Annotated in this window: 20 protein-coding genes and 1 tRNA gene; 11 read left to right on the top strand and 10 right to left on the bottom strand. The window is 28.6% G+C overall.

Annotated features, from left to right (window positions below; genetic code table 11):
- The 6 genes from C4S76_RS06240 to tsaE all read right to left on the bottom strand — a co-directional run.
- Positions 1-241 (bottom strand): hypothetical protein (locus C4S76_RS06240; RefSeq protein ID WP_146105707.1); only part of this gene is annotated, 241 nt, incomplete at its 3' end.
- A 96-nt stretch (positions 242-337) separates the two neighbouring features.
- Positions 338-733 (bottom strand): type VI secretion system tube protein TssD, encoded by a 396-nt coding sequence (gene tssD, locus C4S76_RS06235; RefSeq protein ID WP_105193622.1) that lies wholly within the window; start codon positions 731-733, stop codon positions 338-340.
- 130 nt (positions 734-863) lie between these two features.
- Complete coding sequence (tssD, locus tag C4S76_RS06230; RefSeq protein ID WP_105193621.1) at positions 864-1,250, bottom strand: type VI secretion system tube protein TssD; 387 nt, start codon at positions 1,248-1,250, stop codon at positions 864-866.
- A 341-nt stretch (positions 1,251-1,591) separates the two neighbouring features.
- Positions 1,592-1,951: a hypothetical protein gene (locus tag C4S76_RS06225; RefSeq protein WP_146105706.1), complete on the bottom strand. Its 360-nt coding sequence runs from the start codon at positions 1,949-1,951 to the stop codon at positions 1,592-1,594.
- A gap of 1 nt (position 1,952) precedes the next feature.
- Positions 1,953-3,146: an alanine dehydrogenase gene (locus tag C4S76_RS06220; protein WP_105193619.1), complete on the bottom strand. Its 1,194-nt coding sequence runs from the start codon at positions 3,144-3,146 to the stop codon at positions 1,953-1,955.
- Positions 3,147-3,548, bottom strand: a complete 402-nt coding sequence (gene tsaE, locus C4S76_RS06215) for a tRNA (adenosine(37)-N6)-threonylcarbamoyltransferase complex ATPase subunit type 1 TsaE (RefSeq protein ID WP_105193618.1) — start codon at positions 3,546-3,548, stop codon at positions 3,147-3,149.
- A gap of 147 nt (positions 3,549-3,695) precedes the next feature.
- On the opposite strand from tsaE, the gene C4S76_RS06210 reads away from it, so the two are divergent.
- The 3 genes from C4S76_RS06210 (at position 3,696) to C4S76_RS06200 (ending at position 6,555) form a co-directional block, all read left to right on the top strand.
- The gene (locus C4S76_RS06210; protein WP_245915802.1) at positions 3,696-3,884 is read left to right on the top strand and encodes a C4-dicarboxylate ABC transporter; all 189 of its coding nucleotides are present in this window, start codon (positions 3,696-3,698) and stop codon (positions 3,882-3,884) included.
- Positions 3,877-4,761 (top strand): substrate-binding domain-containing protein, encoded by an 885-nt coding sequence (locus C4S76_RS06205; protein ID WP_105193616.1) that lies wholly within the window; start codon positions 3,877-3,879, stop codon positions 4,759-4,761. The genes C4S76_RS06210 and C4S76_RS06205 overlap by 8 nt, the downstream gene beginning before the upstream one ends.
- A gap of 135 nt (positions 4,762-4,896) precedes the next feature.
- Positions 4,897-6,555, top strand: coding sequence for a tetratricopeptide repeat protein (locus tag C4S76_RS06200; RefSeq protein ID WP_146105705.1), 1,659 nt, complete (start codon positions 4,897-4,899; stop codon positions 6,553-6,555).
- Positions 6,556-6,736: 181 nt separating this feature from the next.
- Here the strand turns inward: C4S76_RS06200 and lysS are convergent, their stop codons facing one another.
- The 3 genes from lysS to C4S76_RS06185 form a co-directional block, all read right to left on the bottom strand.
- Positions 6,737-8,446 (bottom strand): lysine--tRNA ligase, encoded by a 1,710-nt coding sequence (gene lysS, locus C4S76_RS06195; RefSeq protein ID WP_105193614.1) that lies wholly within the window; start codon positions 8,444-8,446, stop codon positions 6,737-6,739.
- A 54-nt stretch (positions 8,447-8,500) separates the two neighbouring features.
- On the bottom strand, positions 8,501-9,547 hold the full coding sequence (locus C4S76_RS06190; RefSeq protein WP_105193613.1) for a WG repeat-containing protein: 1,047 nt from the start codon (positions 9,545-9,547) through the stop codon (positions 8,501-8,503).
- 134 nt (positions 9,548-9,681) lie between these two features.
- A complete protein-coding gene (locus C4S76_RS06185; RefSeq protein ID WP_146105704.1) occupies positions 9,682-11,370 on the bottom strand; it encodes a hypothetical protein in 1,689 nt (562 codons plus the stop codon).
- Between the two features lie 190 nt (positions 11,371-11,560).
- On the opposite strand from C4S76_RS06185, the gene C4S76_RS06180 reads away from it, so the two are divergent.
- The 4 genes from C4S76_RS06180 to C4S76_RS06165 all read left to right on the top strand — a co-directional run bounded on the left by C4S76_RS06180 (position 11,561) and on the right by C4S76_RS06165 (position 14,779).
- Complete coding sequence (locus C4S76_RS06180; protein WP_105193611.1) at positions 11,561-11,938, top strand: septal ring lytic transglycosylase RlpA family protein; 378 nt, start codon at positions 11,561-11,563, stop codon at positions 11,936-11,938.
- Between the two features lie 128 nt (positions 11,939-12,066).
- Entirely contained in the window at positions 12,067-13,386 is a 1,320-nt protein-coding gene (locus C4S76_RS06175) for an ammonium transporter (protein ID WP_105193610.1), read from the top strand.
- A gap of 91 nt (positions 13,387-13,477) precedes the next feature.
- The gene (locus C4S76_RS06170) at positions 13,478-14,050 is read left to right on the top strand and encodes a sugar transferase (RefSeq protein ID WP_105193609.1); all 573 of its coding nucleotides are present in this window, start codon (positions 13,478-13,480) and stop codon (positions 14,048-14,050) included.
- Positions 14,051-14,119: 69 nt separating this feature from the next.
- Positions 14,120-14,779, top strand: coding sequence for an HAD family hydrolase (locus tag C4S76_RS06165; RefSeq protein ID WP_105193608.1), 660 nt, complete (start codon positions 14,120-14,122; stop codon positions 14,777-14,779).
- A gap of 105 nt (positions 14,780-14,884) precedes the next feature.
- Here C4S76_RS06165 and C4S76_RS06160 read toward each other — a convergent pair whose 3' ends face one another.
- Positions 14,885-15,931 carry an ABC transporter substrate-binding protein gene (locus tag C4S76_RS06160; RefSeq protein ID WP_105193607.1) on the bottom strand — a complete coding sequence of 349 codons (1,047 nt, stop codon included), beginning with the start codon at positions 15,929-15,931 and terminating at the stop codon, positions 14,885-14,887.
- Positions 15,932-16,008: 77 nt separating this feature from the next.
- Here C4S76_RS06160 and C4S76_RS06155 point away from each other — a divergent pair.
- The 4 genes from C4S76_RS06155 to C4S76_RS06140 form a co-directional block, all read left to right on the top strand.
- Positions 16,009-16,085, top strand: a tRNA-Arg gene (locus C4S76_RS06155).
- A 454-nt stretch (positions 16,086-16,539) separates the two neighbouring features.
- Complete coding sequence (locus C4S76_RS06150; RefSeq protein WP_105193606.1) at positions 16,540-17,394, top strand: LexA family transcriptional regulator; 855 nt, start codon at positions 16,540-16,542, stop codon at positions 17,392-17,394.
- Positions 17,395-17,475: 81 nt separating this feature from the next.
- Positions 17,476-18,318 carry a S24 family peptidase gene (locus tag C4S76_RS06145; RefSeq protein ID WP_105192353.1) on the top strand — a complete coding sequence of 281 codons (843 nt, stop codon included), beginning with the start codon at positions 17,476-17,478 and terminating at the stop codon, positions 18,316-18,318.
- A gap of 81 nt (positions 18,319-18,399) precedes the next feature.
- Positions 18,400-19,176: helix-turn-helix domain-containing protein (locus C4S76_RS06140; RefSeq protein ID WP_105193605.1), on the top strand; the 777-nt coding region annotated here is incomplete at its 3' end.

The following is a 19,176-nucleotide window of genomic DNA, read 5'->3' as shown; positions in this document are numbered from 1 at the left end:
CCGGGGGGATGATTTCAAAGGTGTTGCCTTTTATCGGGCTAAGTTCTTCGTTTACCTGGGTTAGTTTGTTTTGTACCCGGGTGGCTGTTTCCTGTACTTTTTTTACCTCTTCTCGGATGCCTTGGGTGGCTTGATCCAGTTTTGTCTCGGCTGAGTCAAGGGCAGATTGTTGTAGCTTTTCTGTGAGTTTACTCAGGTCTACCTGAGGTGTCTTTTTATTAGGATCATCTATTATGCTCATATATTGGGGTTTTGATTCGGGAAAGGACTTGGCTTTTCCTCCTTTTTTATTGGTCTTTAAAAATATACCCAGACCCTCTCCCTGGGGTTATTTTGCTCAGCCCAGTTTCCAACTGTTCTCATAGCTGATATTGGCTATACTCAGCTTCTTGGAACATAATTGTAAGCGTATACGCATCGGCTGGTTATCTGTAGCATCAAATTCTTCTTCGAAAGAGATGCAGTAGCTTTTCTCAAATTTTACTTCCTGTAGTTTACTCATCGCATCGCGACGGTAAAAGATAATGACTCCGTCTTTGGTCTTATTTTGTGATAGCATCCAGTCTATGAAAACTGAATTCCCGTTACTTTCCAAGGTTAAATCCAGGTATCCTCCGCGGGTTGCTCCCTGGGGTTTGCCTGAGGAATCTATGTTTTTTTGAAAGCTGTAGTGGCAATGAAGTACTGTATATACAGATCCTTCCATTTCTAATTTGGCTAAAAATGAAGACATTTTATAAGTTATTTTTGATAAGTGTTTATTTTTATAATAGGGTTAAATTTGAAAAAAGGGGAAGCTGTAGCTTCCCCTTTTTTCATTCTCTTTGCTTAAGAGATGTTTTTTCTTATGGGGATAGAGAATTTTATACCCATTCGTTTACATGTTCGCCGGTTCCCATCTTGATGGTCTTAGCTGAAATCGTAAAGGTCTCTGTTAATGGATTGGTTCCATTGGAATCAAAATTCTCTTTGTATTTGACTACATACCCATCGGTGAAGTCCAATTCTTTTAAGGTTGCATCGGAATCTCTTTTGATAAAGATTACTTTTCCGTCTTTACGCTCAAAGCTATTGGTCATCCACTCAAAGATATCGGTCTCTCCGGTTGATTCTACAGTGACTTCTATTCGCCCTCCTCGGGTTTGAGAGGAGGGTCTTCCTGTAGGATCTGTTTCTTGGGCTAAGGAATAATTCACGTTTAGAACATTGTATTTCTTTCCCGCTACTTCTAGTTTTGCTTTAAATGACATAATATTAATTTTTTATTTAGTAATTATTATTTTATTGACTACATATTTATATGACAAATATATAAATTCACCTTTATCTTATTTTATACGTAATGTTAATTTTATGTTAAAATTATGTTAAAATTAATTAATCTTATGAACTACAGGGTAGACTTATTATTGTAGAACTTTACAAATACTAAATTATCTCATTATTATAATTTATAAATGACTGAATTAATTTAATTTATAATTAAATATGAAAAACCTATCAAGATGGTTGTAAGTAAATTAAGGTAGGTTCTGTTTTAAGTAGATAAAATGGAGATAGTTATTAAGTAAATAATGACGTAGTAATTTTTTTAGTGATCGATGGAATCAACAGTTACCCACGTTTTACATTTGGTAAATTTAATTTTAAGGGATCCATAATATAGAGTATATCTTGGGCAGGGAACTTCTTGGGCTTTGCTTTCCTTAAAATTGATTTTTCCTTTTACTAGGGCTGTATCTAAAATGAAATTTTTAGATATTTTATGAATGTTTATGTAAGTAAGACTTTGAGGGGAAAACTTAATTTTTTTTGTTTTAATTTCAGCTAAAACTCTGTCATTTGGCAAGTAAGACCATGAAAATAGCCTGTTCCCAAAAATAAATAGAAGGAACACGAGCCCCATACCTAACCCTAATAGATAATAACGTAATCTTTGGGAAAAACTCATGTTATATAATTAAAAGATTAATATCTTGATAAGGTAATTCATACCAATTAGCAATTTGAGAATTGGTAACTCTTCCTTTATACATGTATATACCCTTGCATATGCCTCGATTTCTTGAAAATAAAGTTTCAAATCCTCCTTGGTTAGTAACATCCAGGAAATAACTTAAAAAAAAATTACTTAGTGCTTTGGATGCAGTTCTAGCTACACGAGAAGTAATATTTGGTACACAATAGTGTATAACACCATTTTTTATGAAAGGTTTGTCACAAAGGCATATTTCAGAAGTTTCAAAAATTCCGCCATTGTCAATGCTAATATCGATAATCACAGCTCCTGGTTTCATTTTTTCCACCATTGACTCAGTAACTAGAATAGGGGCGCGCATTTCCCCTTTAAGGCAACCTATAGCTACATCGCATCGTCTTAGTGATTTTTCCAGTTCTTTTGGATCAAGAGTAGAAGTAAATATTTTTCTTCCTATTACTTCTTGTAAATGTCTGAGTTTGGTTAAAGAATGATCAAATACTTTTATGGAGGCACCTAAACCCAGGGCAGAACGAGCTGCGTTTTCACCTACGGTTCCTGCTCCAATAATTACTACATTGGTTGGGCGTACTCCTGTTATTCCTCCCATTAACAAACCGTTACCCCCGTGTGAGGAGGAAAGAAGTTCTGAGGCAATAAGGATGGAACAAGTTCCTGCTATTTCACCTATCAGTCGTATCAGTGAGAGTTGATTATGTCTGTCTCTAATATATTCAAATCCTAAAGCAGTAATTTTTTTTGAAGATAGTTTTTCAAAGTATTCTTTATTTTGTGTATTAATTTGAACTGCTGAAATAAGATATGAATCAGGATTCATTAATTCTATTTCATTAAGGGTAGGAGGTTCAGTTTTTAAAATAATCGGTTTTGAAAATACTTCTTTTTTTTCATAAGAAATTTTAGCTCCGGCTTCTGAATATTGATTATCTGTAAAATGAGCACCAAGTCCGGCTCCATTTTCTATTGTAATATTAATTCCATTTGCTGAAAGAACAGAGACCGCATCAGGAGTTAAGGGGATACGTTTTTCATTTAGTAGGTTTTCTTTGGGTATGCCTATACTTATTTCTCCTCTTTTTTTTATTACTTCGATACGCTCCTCTTGTGGGATTAACTCTTCCTCAGAAAATGGGGTAAAAATGCTCATTTAGCTAAAGGTTAAATATCTAGTTTGATTTTTCAAAATTAATGAAATTTTATGATGTTCAGGCAAATCATTTTCATATATTTCAGGCCATTCTATAAAACAATATTCTCCGGAATCAATATATTCATCAATTCCAAGGTTTAAAAGTTCGTTAATATCATTTATTCTATAAAGATCAAAATGAAAGATTTTCCCCTTTTTAGATAAATATTCATTTACAATGGAAAATGTAGGGCTGGTTATACTGTCATAAGAACCTAAAATTTTTCCGAAAGCTTTAATAAGAGTAGTTTTTCCGGCTCCCATATCTCCATGTAAAGTGAAAATTTTATAAGTTGAGTTTAGAATGATTTCTTTTGCTGCTAGGTCCAGATCATTAACAGTTTGTATGCAAAAATCCATAATATAAGGTTATTTAAGACATATAAGTTATCGAAAAAGATTGAAACATATAAGGCAAATCTTTATTATTAAGTTACAAAAATAACTAAAAAAATATTTTTTTATCTTTGTTGTATAGAATCTTTTAAAATAAAATAGTAGATGCGATTGAATTATAAATCAATATCAGGTATTATTGGAATGGGATATTTTGTAATTGGTATTTTAATTATCCTATATAATAAGTTTTTTATTGATTTAGAACCTAAATGGGCAAGAATTTTAGGGATTTTATTTATAGTCTATGGTGGTTTTAGGTTTTATAGAGCAATTAAGTATATAAGAGAAAATGGCTAAAAAAATAGGTTTTTTTTATTTGATTTTTTTGTTTTTTGTTTTAGTAAATTCCTGTCAAAAAGAAATTCAGCAAAAAGAAGCTTATAGAAAAGGGAAAATAACAATTGGCATAGACCCTTCATTTTTAAATGTAGGAAGTGCTTTAGTTGAAGTTTTTAAGTCTTCTTATCCTGAAGCACAAGTAAATTTTAAGCCGGAAGTAGAGGATTTGGTAATTGCAGATTTTATTCAAGGCAAAATAACTATGGCAATGGTAAGTAGGAATTTAAGTGAACAAGAAGGTAAAATATTGTTTGCTAAGACAAGGATGAAATTTATTTCTACACAAATAGCTTGTGATGCCATTGTTTTGGTTACTTCGAAAGAGAGTTTAATAGATAGTATTCGTATTTCAGATTTGAAAAAAGCAATAGAACATTCAGATAATTCATATGTTTTTGATGGTGGAAATTCAAGTAATTTTAATACTTTAGTTAGAAAATTACAATTAAATATTAGTGAAGATTATAAAATAACAGCATTGAATAATGCAGATCAGGTAATTAATTATGTTTATAAAAATAAATCATCTATAGGAATAATCGGATTAAATGCTTTGAGCGACACAGGTGACCCAAAGGTAAAAGAATATTTAAATAAAATTAAAATTATACCAATAATAAATTTTGATAATCAAGTAATAAATCCTTCAATTCCTAATTTAAGAAGTGGGTTGTATCCTTTTACAAAAAGAATATTTTTATTAAATTCAGAAAATAATTTTTTATTAGGCAGTAGCTTTTCCCGATTTGCTGGTTCACAAAGAGGACAATTAATTGTAACAAGAGCAGGTTTACAACCTTACTTTTTATATGAAAGAAGAGTACAAATAAATTAAGATTTTAGAAAATAACTATTATAATGAAAACAGATAGAAAAAATGATAGGAACATGTTATAGTTATCTATTTTTATAGATAACATATAAATTGAAAAAATATAAATAAATACTTAGAAATTAAAATAAGATTAGAATGAATTTTAGAATCAAGCCAATTCAAGCCACATTTACTTTGTCAGCAGTAATGTTAGCAGGTGTATTAAATGCGCAAAATATTCAAGAGGGAATAAAATATTTAGGAAATGATCAGTTTAATAAAGCAAAAGAAGTTTTTGAAGGGTTAGTTTCTAAATCTCCTAGTGAAGAAAATTATTTTTATTTAGGTTATTTTTATCTAAAAAATGAGACTCCTAATATAGAGTTAGCCTCTCAAAATTTTAATAAGGGTTTAGCTCTAAATCCTAAATCTGAATTAAATAGAATAGGATTAGCCTGTGTGAAATTATTTCGGGGAGAAAAGGCTGCTGCTAATGCAGATTTTGATGCAATAGCTAAGGATAGTAAATATAGAAATGCAGAAGTATTATATAGAATAGCCGAAGCCTATATTTTATTTAAAAATAAACCGGAATCTATAGATGCAGATAAAAGCATAGATTATTCAGAAAAATTACTTAATTTGGTTAAAAACAAAGATAAGGCAGAATATTATATAGTTTTGGGAAATGCTTATTATGAAAAATTAGATCCGGGAAAAGCAATGACTAATTATACTCGGGCTTTGGAAATAGCAGATAATAAAGCAATGGTATATGCTTTAATTGGTAATCTTTGGTCTAGAACTAAACAAAACAACCAGTTAGCACTTGAAAATTTTACAAATGCGGTGACTGCAGATCCTAATTACTCAATAACCTATAAATATTGGGTTGATTATGATTTAAGAACACAAAAATATAATGATGCAACTACCCATTTACAAAAATACATGGAGTTGACAGGAAATAATGATGCTAACACCCAATTTAACTTGGCTAGAATAGCTTTTAATGCTAAGGATTTTGATAAAAGTTTAAATATTATAAATCAATATTGGGATAAAATTTCTGATCCGTTAAAATATAAAGTTAGAGCTCTAGTATTAGTTGAAAAATCTGATTTTTCCAATGCTTATGATGATATGAATTCTTATTTAAAAGCGATTAATAATTCTAAAATGGAAGGCTCAGATTATGGTATTTTAGGAAAAATCCAGACATCTTTAGCTGCAAAAGCTGTAGGGGAAGAAAAAACTAAGTTAGAAAAAGAAGCTGTTTTTAATTTAAATAAAGCTATAGCAGAGGGCGATAGATATTTTGATTATCAGGATTTATTACTCAAAATAAATCCTAATGCAAATTCTTCTTCTTCAGAAAATAATCCTAAGATTGTAGCATTAAAAAAAGCAGTAACAACTAATCCTAATGATACTAAATCTTGGTATGATTTAGCATTAGAACAGTATAATGCAAAAGATTATGTGGGATCTATTGCTTCATGGGATAAGTTGATTGAATTAATACCTACGTGGGAAACTTCTTATGGAGGTAAAGCTATGGCTCTTTATGCTTATGATAGGGAAGATAAAAGTGGTTTAGCTGCTCAAACTTATCAAAAATATATTGATATGGTATCTCCTAAAAATACTTATTCAGAAACAGAAAAAGCTTATTTAGCTATAGCTTATTCATTCTTTGCTTATAAAAATTTTCATGAGGGGGATAATGTTAAAGCTCAAGATTATGTTAATAAAATTTTAGCAATTGATCCTAAAAATGAAGAGGCTTTAAATTTAGAAAAACAATTAAAATAAAAACAAATAAAAAAAGAAACTTACAAGACAATGTAAGTTTCTTTTTTTATAAATAGTTATATAATATCTGTCTAAAAAGAGAAGCTTTTCTATTAAAATATAGATTATTTCAAAAGTAAAAAAAGCTATATAAATTTAAATAAACATAAATGGAAGAAAGATGTTCTTCTATTGCTTTTTATTAATCATTAGAAATTAATTCGACTATTTTATTTTCGTGAGCATCTAAATATACTTTAATTAAATTATATTTAGAAAGGGCTTTCATAGACTTATCCCATTTTTTCCCACTTAAACCAGCTTGAGTCTTTAATTCTATTAAATCAATTTTAGAATTATTATTTTTCAATATTTCAACAATTGTTTTTTCTTCTTCTGATAAATTTATAGATGAATTTTTTTGTTCAGGTTTCATTTGAGGGAAAAATAAAACTTCCTGAATAGAAGCATTATTTGTTAAAAACATTATTAAACGATCCATTCCGATTCCTAGCCCTGAAGTCGGAGGCATACCGAATTCCAAAGCACGTAGGAAATCTTGATCTATAAACATAGCTTCATCATCTCCTTTTTCAGAAAGTTTTAGTTGTTCTTCAAAACGTTCTCTCTGGTCTATAGGATCATTCAGTTCAGAGTAAGCATTGGCTATTTCTTTACCACATACCATCAATTCAAAACGTTCTGTAAGATTTGGATCAGATCGGTGTTTTTTTGTTAATGGAGACATTTCTACAGGATAGTCAGTGATAAAAGTGGGCTGAATAAAATTACCTTCACATTTTTCTCCAAAAATCTCATCAATTAATTTACCTTTTCCCATAGTTTCATCTACTTCAATACCCATATCTTTAGCAGCTTGTCTTAATTCTTCTTCAGTTTTTCCGGTAATATCATATCCACAATATTTTTTTATGGCATCTGTCATAGTTATTCTCGGATATGGGGCTTTAAAGTCTATTTTGTGATCTCCAAAAGAGGCTTGTGTTGTTCCATTTACTGCAATTGCACAATGCTCCAATAATAGTTCTGTAAAATTCATCATCCAATTATAGTCTTTATAAGCAATATAAATTTCCATTGCCGTAAATTCTGGATTGTGAGTACGATCCATTCCCTCGTTACGGAAGTTTTTAGAAAATTCATATACCCCATCAAATCCGCCTACAATAAGTCTTTTTAGATATAACTCATTAGCTATTCTAAGGTATAAAGGAATATTAAGAGCATTGTGATGAGTAATAAAGGGTCTTGCTGCAGCACCACCAGGAATAGATTGAAGAATAGGAGTTTCTACTTCAAAATACCCTCTTTCATTAAAGAAACTTCTCATAGCTGTAAAAAGTTTTGTTCTTTTTATAAAAATATCTTTAACTTGAGGGTTCACAACCAAATCCACATACCTCATTCTATATCTTTGTTCAGGATCATTAAATGCATCATGTACTTTTCCTTCTTCGTCTATTTTAGGTAAAGGAAGGGGGCGAAGTACTTTAGACAAAAGAGAGAATTCTTTTACCATAATAGTTTTCTCTCCTTTTTTAGTTATAAATAATTCTCCTGAAACACCTATAAAATCTCCTAAATCTAGAAGTTTTTTGTAAAAGTCATTATATTTAAATTTATCCTCTTCAGGACAAAGAATATCTCTATTAAAATAAAGTTGTATGCGTCCTTTACTATCTTGTAATTCAGAAAAACCAGCTTTTCCCTGAATACGGTTAGACATGAGCCTTCCAGCAATACTAACTATTTCCCCTTCCTTAAAATTATCTTTTATTTGTTGGGTAGTATGAGTGATTTTATATTCAGCTGCAGGAAAAGGTTCTATCCCTGCATCTTTAAGCTTTTGTAATTTTTCTCTTCGGATTAGTTCTTGTTCTGAAAGTTGCATATTTACAATTTTGTCATGCAAATTTAAGAATAATCTTGTATCTTGCTAATCTGTTTATTTAATTAAATTAGTGTCTTCTATATAATTTCCATCAGCATCATATGTTTCGTGATTGGACAAATAATAAGTAATTTTATTACTATCATAATAGGTAGATCTACTAATTAAAGGAGATGAGAAAATTTTAATCATTTTGTTGTGATTGTCTATCAATCCTTGGTATAATTTACCATCTTTATGTTTTTCAACAAAAGCATAATTTTTTTGAAAAGGCCCGGCATTATCATATTCTAAAGGAATAATAATTTCCCCTGAGGTATCTATAAAACCATATTTCTTAGGTGTATTTTTAGTAGAAACCAAAGAGTATCCGTTAGAGAAAGGGGCTTCGTAATTTAATTTTTTATTTGGTTTAATTTGAATTTCACCAGACTCATTTATATAAAATAGTTTATGATCTAAGGTTTTAATTAATAAAAGATGGTCTTTTCCAAATTGACCGACAATAGTCCAATTATCTTTAGTTAATGAATCTCCATTATTATTATAAACCATAAATTTTTCATTATTTTCAAATCTTTTATCTTCCATTTTTACGTATATAAAACCATTTTTTATATCTACATAATTGAAGGATTGTGGAAATAATTTCTGCCCATCTAAGGTATGTATGGTTATTTTATTATGTAATTCGCTTAAAATATATTTATCTTTTATCCATATATTATTATAAAATGTGGGAAGAATTTCTTTTCCATATATATTCATAACTCCTTTAGGACCATAAGGAAAACTTTGAATAATAACAAATTGGTTATGATAAAGGGTAGAGTCAGGTATTAAGTAATTTATACGAATTAAATGATTGTTAAGTCTGTCATATCTGTAAAAATAATTACCTTCTGTATCTTTTCTTCCATAATAAAAATATGTGTTAATAGCCTGAAGAACGTTCCACTCAGGATTAATTAACTGAATACCATCTGAACTTTTAAGGCCATATTTTTTTAATTCAGAATCGTAAATAACAGAGATATTTAAACTTTGAGTGTGAAATATTAAAAAAAACGGAAAGAAAAATAGTGTAAGTAATCTTCTCATAAATAGCACATAAGAAATTTATAACAAAACGTAAATAAAAAGTTACAAAAATATATAATTATTAACAAATTAAAATAATAAAAAAAGAATCGGAATAATTTATCCGATTCTTTTTTTATTTGTACATTAAGAAATTAACGTGATATTGGAATTTGAGTATAAGGAGTTCCTAGAATAGGATCAATAATTCCGAGTGCAACATATCCATTAGCATCTTTTATTTTTATATTTTTAAGATAACTGGTTTTAGCGGTTTTATAAATATTGATTCTACGGAATGGAATACATAGGTTAAAATTGAATTCTTTTAAACTTATGTTAGATGGCGATATTTTAATAGTTTTTTCTTTCTCTAAAACACTACCATTATCTGCATATACATCATAGGTTATTTCTAAGTTATCTGTTATAATTTTTCCGGGAATTGGATATTTATAGTCTAAAGCAACATTAAAACTATAGGAATTTAAACCAGAACAAGGAATGGGTGAATTTTTATAATATCTAAAATTAGATAAGGTAAAAGTTTGAGTTAAGTGCCCTATATTCCATAATTCTTTATTGTTTTTAAATAATTCGGTAGTATAAATAGGAACGCCTAAGCTATTAACTGAAAATTTTCCTAAGGAATAAAATTCTCCTTTAGTTAAAAATTCTGATTCATTATTTAATCCTCCATTTCCAATTGAAAGAGATTTTAAACCTAAATTAATATTACCATTAACATGAAGTAAATTTGTGTTAAGTAAGGTAATTTTTGGTATAATTGAAATTCCCATATCAGAAATAATTTCTCCTGTAAGATTAGATTTGGCTACAGATAAATTCTTCATTGAGTTTTCATATATAATATGACTTTTTTTATTTGGAATACCATTATAATATGCAAATCCAACCTTCAATTTTCCTGCAACATTTAATTCCAAATTTGAATTTTTAGCAATATTTGCTTCAATTTCAACAGGAAAATTAATTTCATCGATACTAATTTTAGCCGGGATATCTCCTAAAATATCGCCCGCAGGAATTGTAATATCTAATTCAATTTTCTTTAATTGATCCAATAGATTTGTTGGAACTTCTTCAATTAAATTATGATTTATCTTTTTATTAAAATTACCATCAAATTTAAAATATGGATTTATAATTGTGTTAAATTCTATATATGCAATTACTTCGTTAGGTAAATTTTGTGAATTTCCAAATCCTATTTTAATATTGAAAGTGGAACTAATAGAAGTATTAGGATTAAACACCATTCCCTCATAGCTATATTCTTTAATGAGATTTATGATATTAAAGGTAAAGTTTTTATCATAATTTTCACCTAAGGCTACCAAAGAATTGGATTTTGATTTAATTGCTTTTTCAGCTTGTTGGGTATTAACAGAGAACTCAATTGTACCACTGCTAAATAAATCACCTAAATAAGCTTCTGAAGTTTCTAAAAAATAGGAATTACCATTGTTTGAAACTGTTTTAATTTTTCTTAAGTAAGTATTATTTTCAGTTTTAAAATATAATACATTACCAACGATCAATTTTTCTTTAATTTCATTAGACAGAATTTCAAAATTAAAAATTCCGTTTTTCATTTTATCCTCAGAACTTTTAATTGTTACATTTTCTTGTGAAATTTTGACTAAGTCAGGATTTACTTTTAAATTATTTAAAGAATAATTTACTCCGTCAGCATATCCTTTTTTATTAATAGCTCTGCTTGGAGTTACATCTTCACTTAATGAACTATTATTTAAATCGTCTGAGCAAGAAAATAATATCATTATTAAGACAGTAGAAATAAATAAATAAAATTTTTTCATAAAAATGTTATTAGTAGGGTTATACATGTGTTATTAAAATAATTATAATTTTAGTTATATCTATTTAAACTAAAAAATAAAATTATAAAATAATAATTATATAAAATATATTTTTAGAGTAATTTTTTTATATATATTATTCTTTTATTATATATAATTAACTTTATTGCGTTATTTAATATTATTAATTATGAAACTAGGAAAAATTATTATTGTATTACTTATGTTTTTTAGTACTATAACTTCATGTACTGTTGAGAATATAAATTCTGGTAAAGGATATAGAAATGCAACAGTTAGTTGGTATGGAAAGAAATTTAATGGGAAAGCAACAGCGAGTGGAGAAATTTACAATATGCATAAACTTACTGCGGCACACAAAACTTTGCCATTTGGAACTAGGGTAGAAATAGTTAATCCAGCAACTAAAAGAAAAGTAGTGGTAAGGATAACAGATAGAGGACCTTTTGTGAAAGGGCGTGATTTTGATTTAAGTAGAAAAGCTTTTAAAAGAATTTCTTCATTAGACGATGGGGTAATCAATGTAAAATATAAAATATTAAGATAAACCCTTTGTTGTTTTGATGTAGTTTTGTTTTTTTCTACGAATAAATTATATATACCCTACTATTTTTTTAGGGTATTTTTGTTTTATTGTATAAAATAATATAATTTTGTTCTATATAAAAAAAACATATGCGTAAAACAATTTTAATTCTGGTATTAGTAATTATTGGTTTGTTAAGTCTTTTTTCAAACTGTTTATTTTCTGAAAGTGCCTCTAAAGCCGTGGCAACCGGTGTAACATTTAATTATGCAGATGTTGCTTGGATTTTAGTAGCATCTGTACTTGTATTTCTAATGACTCCGGGGGTTGGTTTTTTTTATGGAGGTATGGTTAATAGTAAAAATATAATTAGTACAATATTTCAGAGTTTTATAGCAATGGTGACGATTACGGTCATTTGGTTTATATTTGGTTTTGGATTAGCTTTTGGTCCTGATGTTTTCGGAATTATAGGTAATCCCGTACCCCATTTATTTATGCAAGGCATTGGTACGACTACAGCATGGATAGGAGCACCTACTATACCTATTTTATTATTTGCTTTATTTCAACTGAAATTTGCCATTATCACTCCGGCATTAATCTCAGGAGGGGTGGCAGAACGTATTCGTTTCTGGGGATATTTGTTGTTTATTATTTTATTTTCTATTTTTATCTATTCCCCATTAGCCCATGCCACTTGGCACCCGGAAGGTATTTTGGCAAAATATGGCGTTTTAGATTTTGCAGGAGGTACAGTAGTACATATGAGTTCCGGTTGGGCTGCTTTAGCAGGTGCCGTATTTTTAAAAAAAAGAAGAGATATATCTTTAACAGCCGGAAAAGTTCCTTATGTAATATTAGGGGCCAGTTTATTATGGATAGGTTGGTTTGGTTTCAATGCAGGATCATCTTTTGCAGCAAATGAATTGGCCGTATTAGCCTTTGCTAATACTACCGCAGCTTCTGCTGTATCAGCATTATGTTGGGGATTTTTAGAAAAAATAAATGGGAAAAAATTAACCTCTATTGGAGTTTGTGTTGGGGCTGTAGTGGGTTTGGTTGGTATTACACCCTCTGCAGGTTATGTATCATTAGGACATTCTTTTTTTATAGGATTGGTAGCTAGTGTTGTAAGTTTCTATATGGTTCAACTTTTTCATAAAATAGGAGTAGATGATACGTTAGACGTTTTTCCTTGTCATGGAGTAGGTGGTATGGTAGGAATGTTACTTACCGGGGTATTTGCCGATAAATCAATTAACGAAATAGTTCCGGGTAATGGATTATATTATGGAGAGACAACACTCTTTACACATCATCTAATCGCTATGATAGGAGTATCTTTATTTGCATTTTTAGGAACCTTACTTTTATTATATATTGTAAATAAAATTACTCCACTTAGGGTAGATCCAGAAAAAGAGGAATTAGGTTTAGATCTTTCCCAACATGGAGAAAAAATGTAAAATAAATAATTTACTTTTAATATAAATATAAAAAAGGGTTATATAAGATCCTTTTTTTATTTTAGTATTTTTGTAAAATAAGTTTATATTTATGAAGGGTATTAAAATATTTATGGATTATAGCTTGGCTTTTACCTTATTGATTATTTTAATACTACCTTTAATTCTATTATTTATTTTAGTTTCTATCAATACAGGAAAAAATGGAATATTTATCCAAAAAAGAGTAGGTGAAAATGCGAAGATATTTTCTATTTATAAATTTCGAACTATGAAAGGAACTTATACATCTTCTGTTACCACTCAGAAAATGAATATTACAAAATTAGGCAAATTTTTAAGGAAATATAAAATAGATGAAATCCCTCAGTTAATCAATATATTAAAAGGAGATATGTCTTGGGTAGGGCCAAGACCGGATATAGTTGGTTTCGCAGATAAATTGAAAGGAGAAGATAAGATAATTCTATCTGTAAAGCCAGGAATCACTGGGCCGGCCCAATTGAAATATAGAAATGAGGAGGAAATATTATCACAAGTAGATGATCCTGAATATTATAATAAAGAAATAATTTGGAAGGATAAAATAGAAATTAATAAAAAATATATAAAAAACTGGTCTTTAAAAAAAGATATGATTTATTTATTTAAAACGGTTTTTTAATTTAAAAGTATTGTATTTTATTAAAGAGGTTCTAAAAATCATGGTTATCTTTGTAAAAAAGATTTAAAAATGATAAAACTAATTATTTTTGATTTAGACGGAACATTATTAAATACTATAAACGATTTAGGCAAATCTTGCAATTATATATTAGAGCAGCATGGTTTTCCGACTCATCCTTTACAAGCATATCGTTTTTTTGTAGGAAATGGAGTAAGTAAATTAATAGAAAGAGCATTGCCTGAAACTCAAAGGTCTCCCGAATTTGTCGAAAAATTAAGAAAACAATTTGTTGAATATTATAGCAAACATTCTGAGGATGAAACAGCTCCTTATCCGGGTATTATGAAAATGTTGAAAGAATTAGAATCAAAGCAAATAAAGTTAGCAGTAGCATCTAATAAATTTATTGAAGGAACACAATCACTGGTACAAAAATTCTTTCCGGATATTCAATTTGTTTCAGTAATAGGACAAAGAGAAGGAATTCCTGTAAAACCGGACCCTCAGATAGTGTATGATGTTATGAGAGAAGCCGGTATAACAAATAAAAATGAAATCTTATATGCAGGAGATTCTGGGGCTGATATGCAAACTTGTGTAAATTCCGGAATAAGAGGAATCGGTGTTCTTTGGGGGTTTCGATCTAAAGAAGAGTTGCTGGAAAATGGAGCAGAATATATAGTGGAAGATCCTTCCGAAATTGTACAACTTGCTTTACAAAAATAATTTAGATTATAACTTGTAAAAATAAAGAAAGAACTAAGATTGATATGTATTAAATTTATAATGATCATTTTTATAACATAAAATGATCATTATAGAGTAGGAGACTTATTTTAATTTTCTTAAATAAGTGAGCTCATAGTCAGGCAATAATTCAGGGTGTAGAATTTTAATAATATCAGAAAGTGTTCGGTCAGCAAATATATTTCCTGATTCAAAGTAATCATTTGCCTTGGTTTTATTTTCTCTTTTGTTCATAGCATAGATTTGATCTTTTTTATAAGCATCAAATTCTGTATACTGATAGCTAGAGTTTATAAGTTCATTTTTAGAATTAAAATTACTTGCTCCAATCCAATAATCTGCATGTTTCGCTTTACTAAAAACTTCTTCAAAATTTAAAATAACAGTTCCGGTGTTACTATTATTTTTCCATAAATAATCCCCGCCGGCATCTTTAAATAACGTAGATACAAAACTTTTTCCTCCGGCCATATACCAAGCATCCCCATACATTATATTCGTAAAAATTGTAGGCTGTTCTTTAGTAGAAAGAGCTTTTTTCTTTAGTTTTATATAATTTTTTTTGACAGAAAGATAAATGCTATCAGCTTTTTCAATTTCTCCAAATAAAGTACCAAATAGTTTAATATATTCAGTTTTTCCTAAAGGATGCAATTCCATGTATTCTTCTATGTAAATAATTTTAATACCATGCTTGGCTAATTGATTTAAAATTCTTTCATAATTAGGATTATGTGTAGTAATTATTAAGTCCGGTTTTAAAGAAATAATTTTTTCAAAATTTAAAGTACCATCATTTCCAATATTTTCGATAGTATGATTGGATATTCCTTTTTCAATTTTAGAATTGAAAAAATATTCAGGAGAACTAACTCCCACAATACAGTTAAATTTACCTATAGCATCTAGATAGGCAGAAGCGGAACATGTTGTAATAATACATCGAGAAATTTTCGTGTTTCTCGGAAAAGAAATAGAATCTCCTGCAGAGGTTATATGTAGTTGTCTATTATTTTCTATTATAAAAAAGTTAGTAGCATATTCATTTTTTGAAGGAGCAAAAAAGTTGTTTTTTTGTTTACATGAAAGAAAGATTAAAATGAGAAATAAGAAGCATAGTATTTTTTTCATTTTTTAAAATTAGAAAAAATACTTAAAATTATTTTAAAAAATAGAAAAAAATAGTACTTTTGCAAACCAATTGAAAAGGCCACGTAGCTCAATTGGATAGAGCGTCAGATTACGGCTCTGAAGGTTGAGGGTTCGACTCCTTCCGTGGTCACCAAGCTCTAAAACCATTTATATGCTAGGTTTTAGAGCTTTTTACTAAATCACTTCAAATGTGTAATTATTGAAAACGGCAAGGTAAACGGCAATGTATTACACATGTAACAAAAACAAAATTTGGGTGCTCATACTCTGAAATTTGGGTAAGCCCCTCAGATTAGAAAACCCCGGATAGAAAATCTAACTGTAGAAAAATAAGCATGATTTATTGATATTTTTTAGAAGTAATATCTATTAATAATCAGAAACATTTAGCATAATCAAATGATTTTTTACACATTCTTCCGATCATAACCCTTACATTATCTTTCCCTTAGGTTTTGAGTAAAGCGTACATATGTTTAATTTTATCGTTCATTTTATCTATATTTGTTTAGTTACAATATTATTATACCACAAATACACGCAAATTTGAGTATAAATCAAATATTTTACGTATTAAATTTACTAAAATGAGTATAAAAATTGATAGAGTATTGATTCTTAATAACATAATGAATTATTTAGGTATAAAAAAAAAGAAAGAATTTGCTAAATTCTTAGGAGTTGCTCCTACTACATTATCAAGTTGGTATTCTAGAAATTCTTTTAATAAAGATTTAATATACACAAAATGCAAATTTTTAAATCCAAATTGGCTATTAACAGGCGAGGGATCTATGCTTAAATATCATGTTAAAGATATTATAGATCGGTTAAAAAAATACTTGAATTTTACTCATGACATGCAACTTACCGAATATCTGGGAATATCCATAGAAACACTATATATATGGAAAGAAAGTAATTTTTTTGACAAAGATTTAATAAAAGAAAAATTACCTAATATTGATATAAATTGGTTATTAACAGGAAAAGGCAATGAACCTGTCAATAACGAGAAATCAGCCGGTTCTTTAAATTTAACTACCATTTCGGGGTATTATTTCCCGGATGTTTCAGCCAGCGCAGGACTTAATATGAAATTAGAAAATGCCGAAAATCAAAAAATCCCCATTTCTATTCCCGGTTGGGGTTCTGATTTGATTTTTATCGATGTATATGGCGATTCAATGTACCCCAAATATAATTCGGGGGAAATCATAGCTATAAAAAATACTGAATTCCAATATATCAATTATGGATTTCCTTATGTTGTAGTTTTTAAAAACGGAGACACCTATATTAAATATATAGATAAAGGGAAAGATCATGACCATATTTTATTAATTTCTGAAAACAAGCATTACGCACCTAAAGAGTTTTCTTTAGATTTAATTATGAGTGTATATTCAATAAAAGGAGTTATAAAAAAAGAATTAATGTAATAAAAAACATAAAAAATATAAAAAATGTTCTTATGAAAATCACAGAATATTTTCTAAATAATTTTAAAAAATTAAATATAAATGTCTGTAAAAGAGAGAATTAAAAAGTTTGTGAGTTATAAAAATATATCTATAAGAAATTTTTGCAACATAATAGGAGTATCAAGTGCTTATATTACATCTATGAGGAAGTCTATACAACCTGATAAATTAGAAAGTATTTCTTTACATTTCCCAGACATAAATATTGAATGGCTATTAACAGGCGAGGGGTCTATGCTTAAATATCATGTTAAAGATATTATAGATCGGTTAAAAAAATACTTGAATTTTACTCAAGACATGCAACTTACCGAATATCTGAGAATATCTATAGAAACACTATATATATGGAAAGAAAGCAATTCATTTGACAAAGATTTAATAAAAGAAAAATTACCTAATATTGATATAAATTGGTTATTAACAGGAAAAGGCAATGAACCTGTCAATAAAGAGAAATCAACCGGTTCTTTAAATTTAACTACCATTTCGGGGTATTATTTCCCGGATGTTTCAGCCAGCGCAGGGCTTAATATGAAATTAGAAAATGCCGAAAATCAAAAAATCCCCATTTCTATTCCCGGTTGGGGTTCTGATTTGATTTTTATAAATGTATATGGCGATTCAATGTACCCCAAATATAATTCGGGTGAAATCATAGCTATAAAAAATATTGAATTCCAATATATTAATTATGGATTTCCTTATGTTGTAGTTTTTAAAAACGGAGACACCTATATTAAATATATAGATAAAGGGAAAGATCATGACCATATTTTATTAATTTCTGAAAACAAGCATTACGCACCTAAAGAGTTTTCTTTAGATTTAATTATGAGTGTATATTCAATAAAAGGAGTTATAAAAAAAGAATTAATGTAATAAAAAACATAAAAAATATAAAAAATGTTCTTATGAAAATCACAGAATATTTTCTAAATAATTTTAAAAAATTAAATATAAATGTCTGTAAAAGAGAGAATTAAAAAGTTTGTGAGTTATAAAAATATATCTATAAGAAATTTTTGCAACATAATAGGAGTATCAAGTGCTTATATTACATCTATGAGGAAGTCTATACAACCTGATAAATTAGAAAGTATTTCTTTACATTTCCCAGACATAAATATTGAATGGCTATTAACAGGCGAGGGGTCTATGCTTAAATATCATGTTAAAGATATTATAGATCGGTTAAAAAAATACTTGAATTTTACTCAAGACATGCAACTTACCGAATATCTGAGAATATCTATAGAAACACTATATATATGGAAAGAAAGCAATTCATTTGACAAAGATTTAATAAAAGAAAAATTACCTAATATTGATATAAATTGGTTATTAACAGGAAAAGGCAATGAACCTGTCAATAAAGAGAAATCAACCGGTTCTTTAAATTTAACTACCATTTCGGGGTATTATTTCCCGGATGTTTCAGCCAGCGCAGGGCTTAATATGAAATTAGAAAATGCCGAAAATCAAAAAATCCCCATTTCTATTCCCGGTTGGGGTTCTGATTTGATTTTTATAAATGTATATGGCGATTCAATGTACCCCAAATATAATTCGGGTGAAATCATAGCTATAAAAAATATTGAATTCCAATATATTAATTATGGATTTCCTTATGTTGTAGTTTTTAAAAACGGAGACACCTATATTAAATATATAGATAAAGGGAAAGATCATGACCATATTTTATTAATTTCTGAAAACAAGCATTACGCACCTAAAGAG

Source organism: Apibacter adventoris (assembly GCF_002964965.1).
Classification (GTDB): domain Bacteria; phylum Bacteroidota; class Bacteroidia; order Flavobacteriales; family Weeksellaceae; genus Apibacter; species Apibacter adventoris.
Note: the sequence above shows the minus strand (reverse complement) of the source record. Positions and strands in the feature narration are given on the sequence as shown.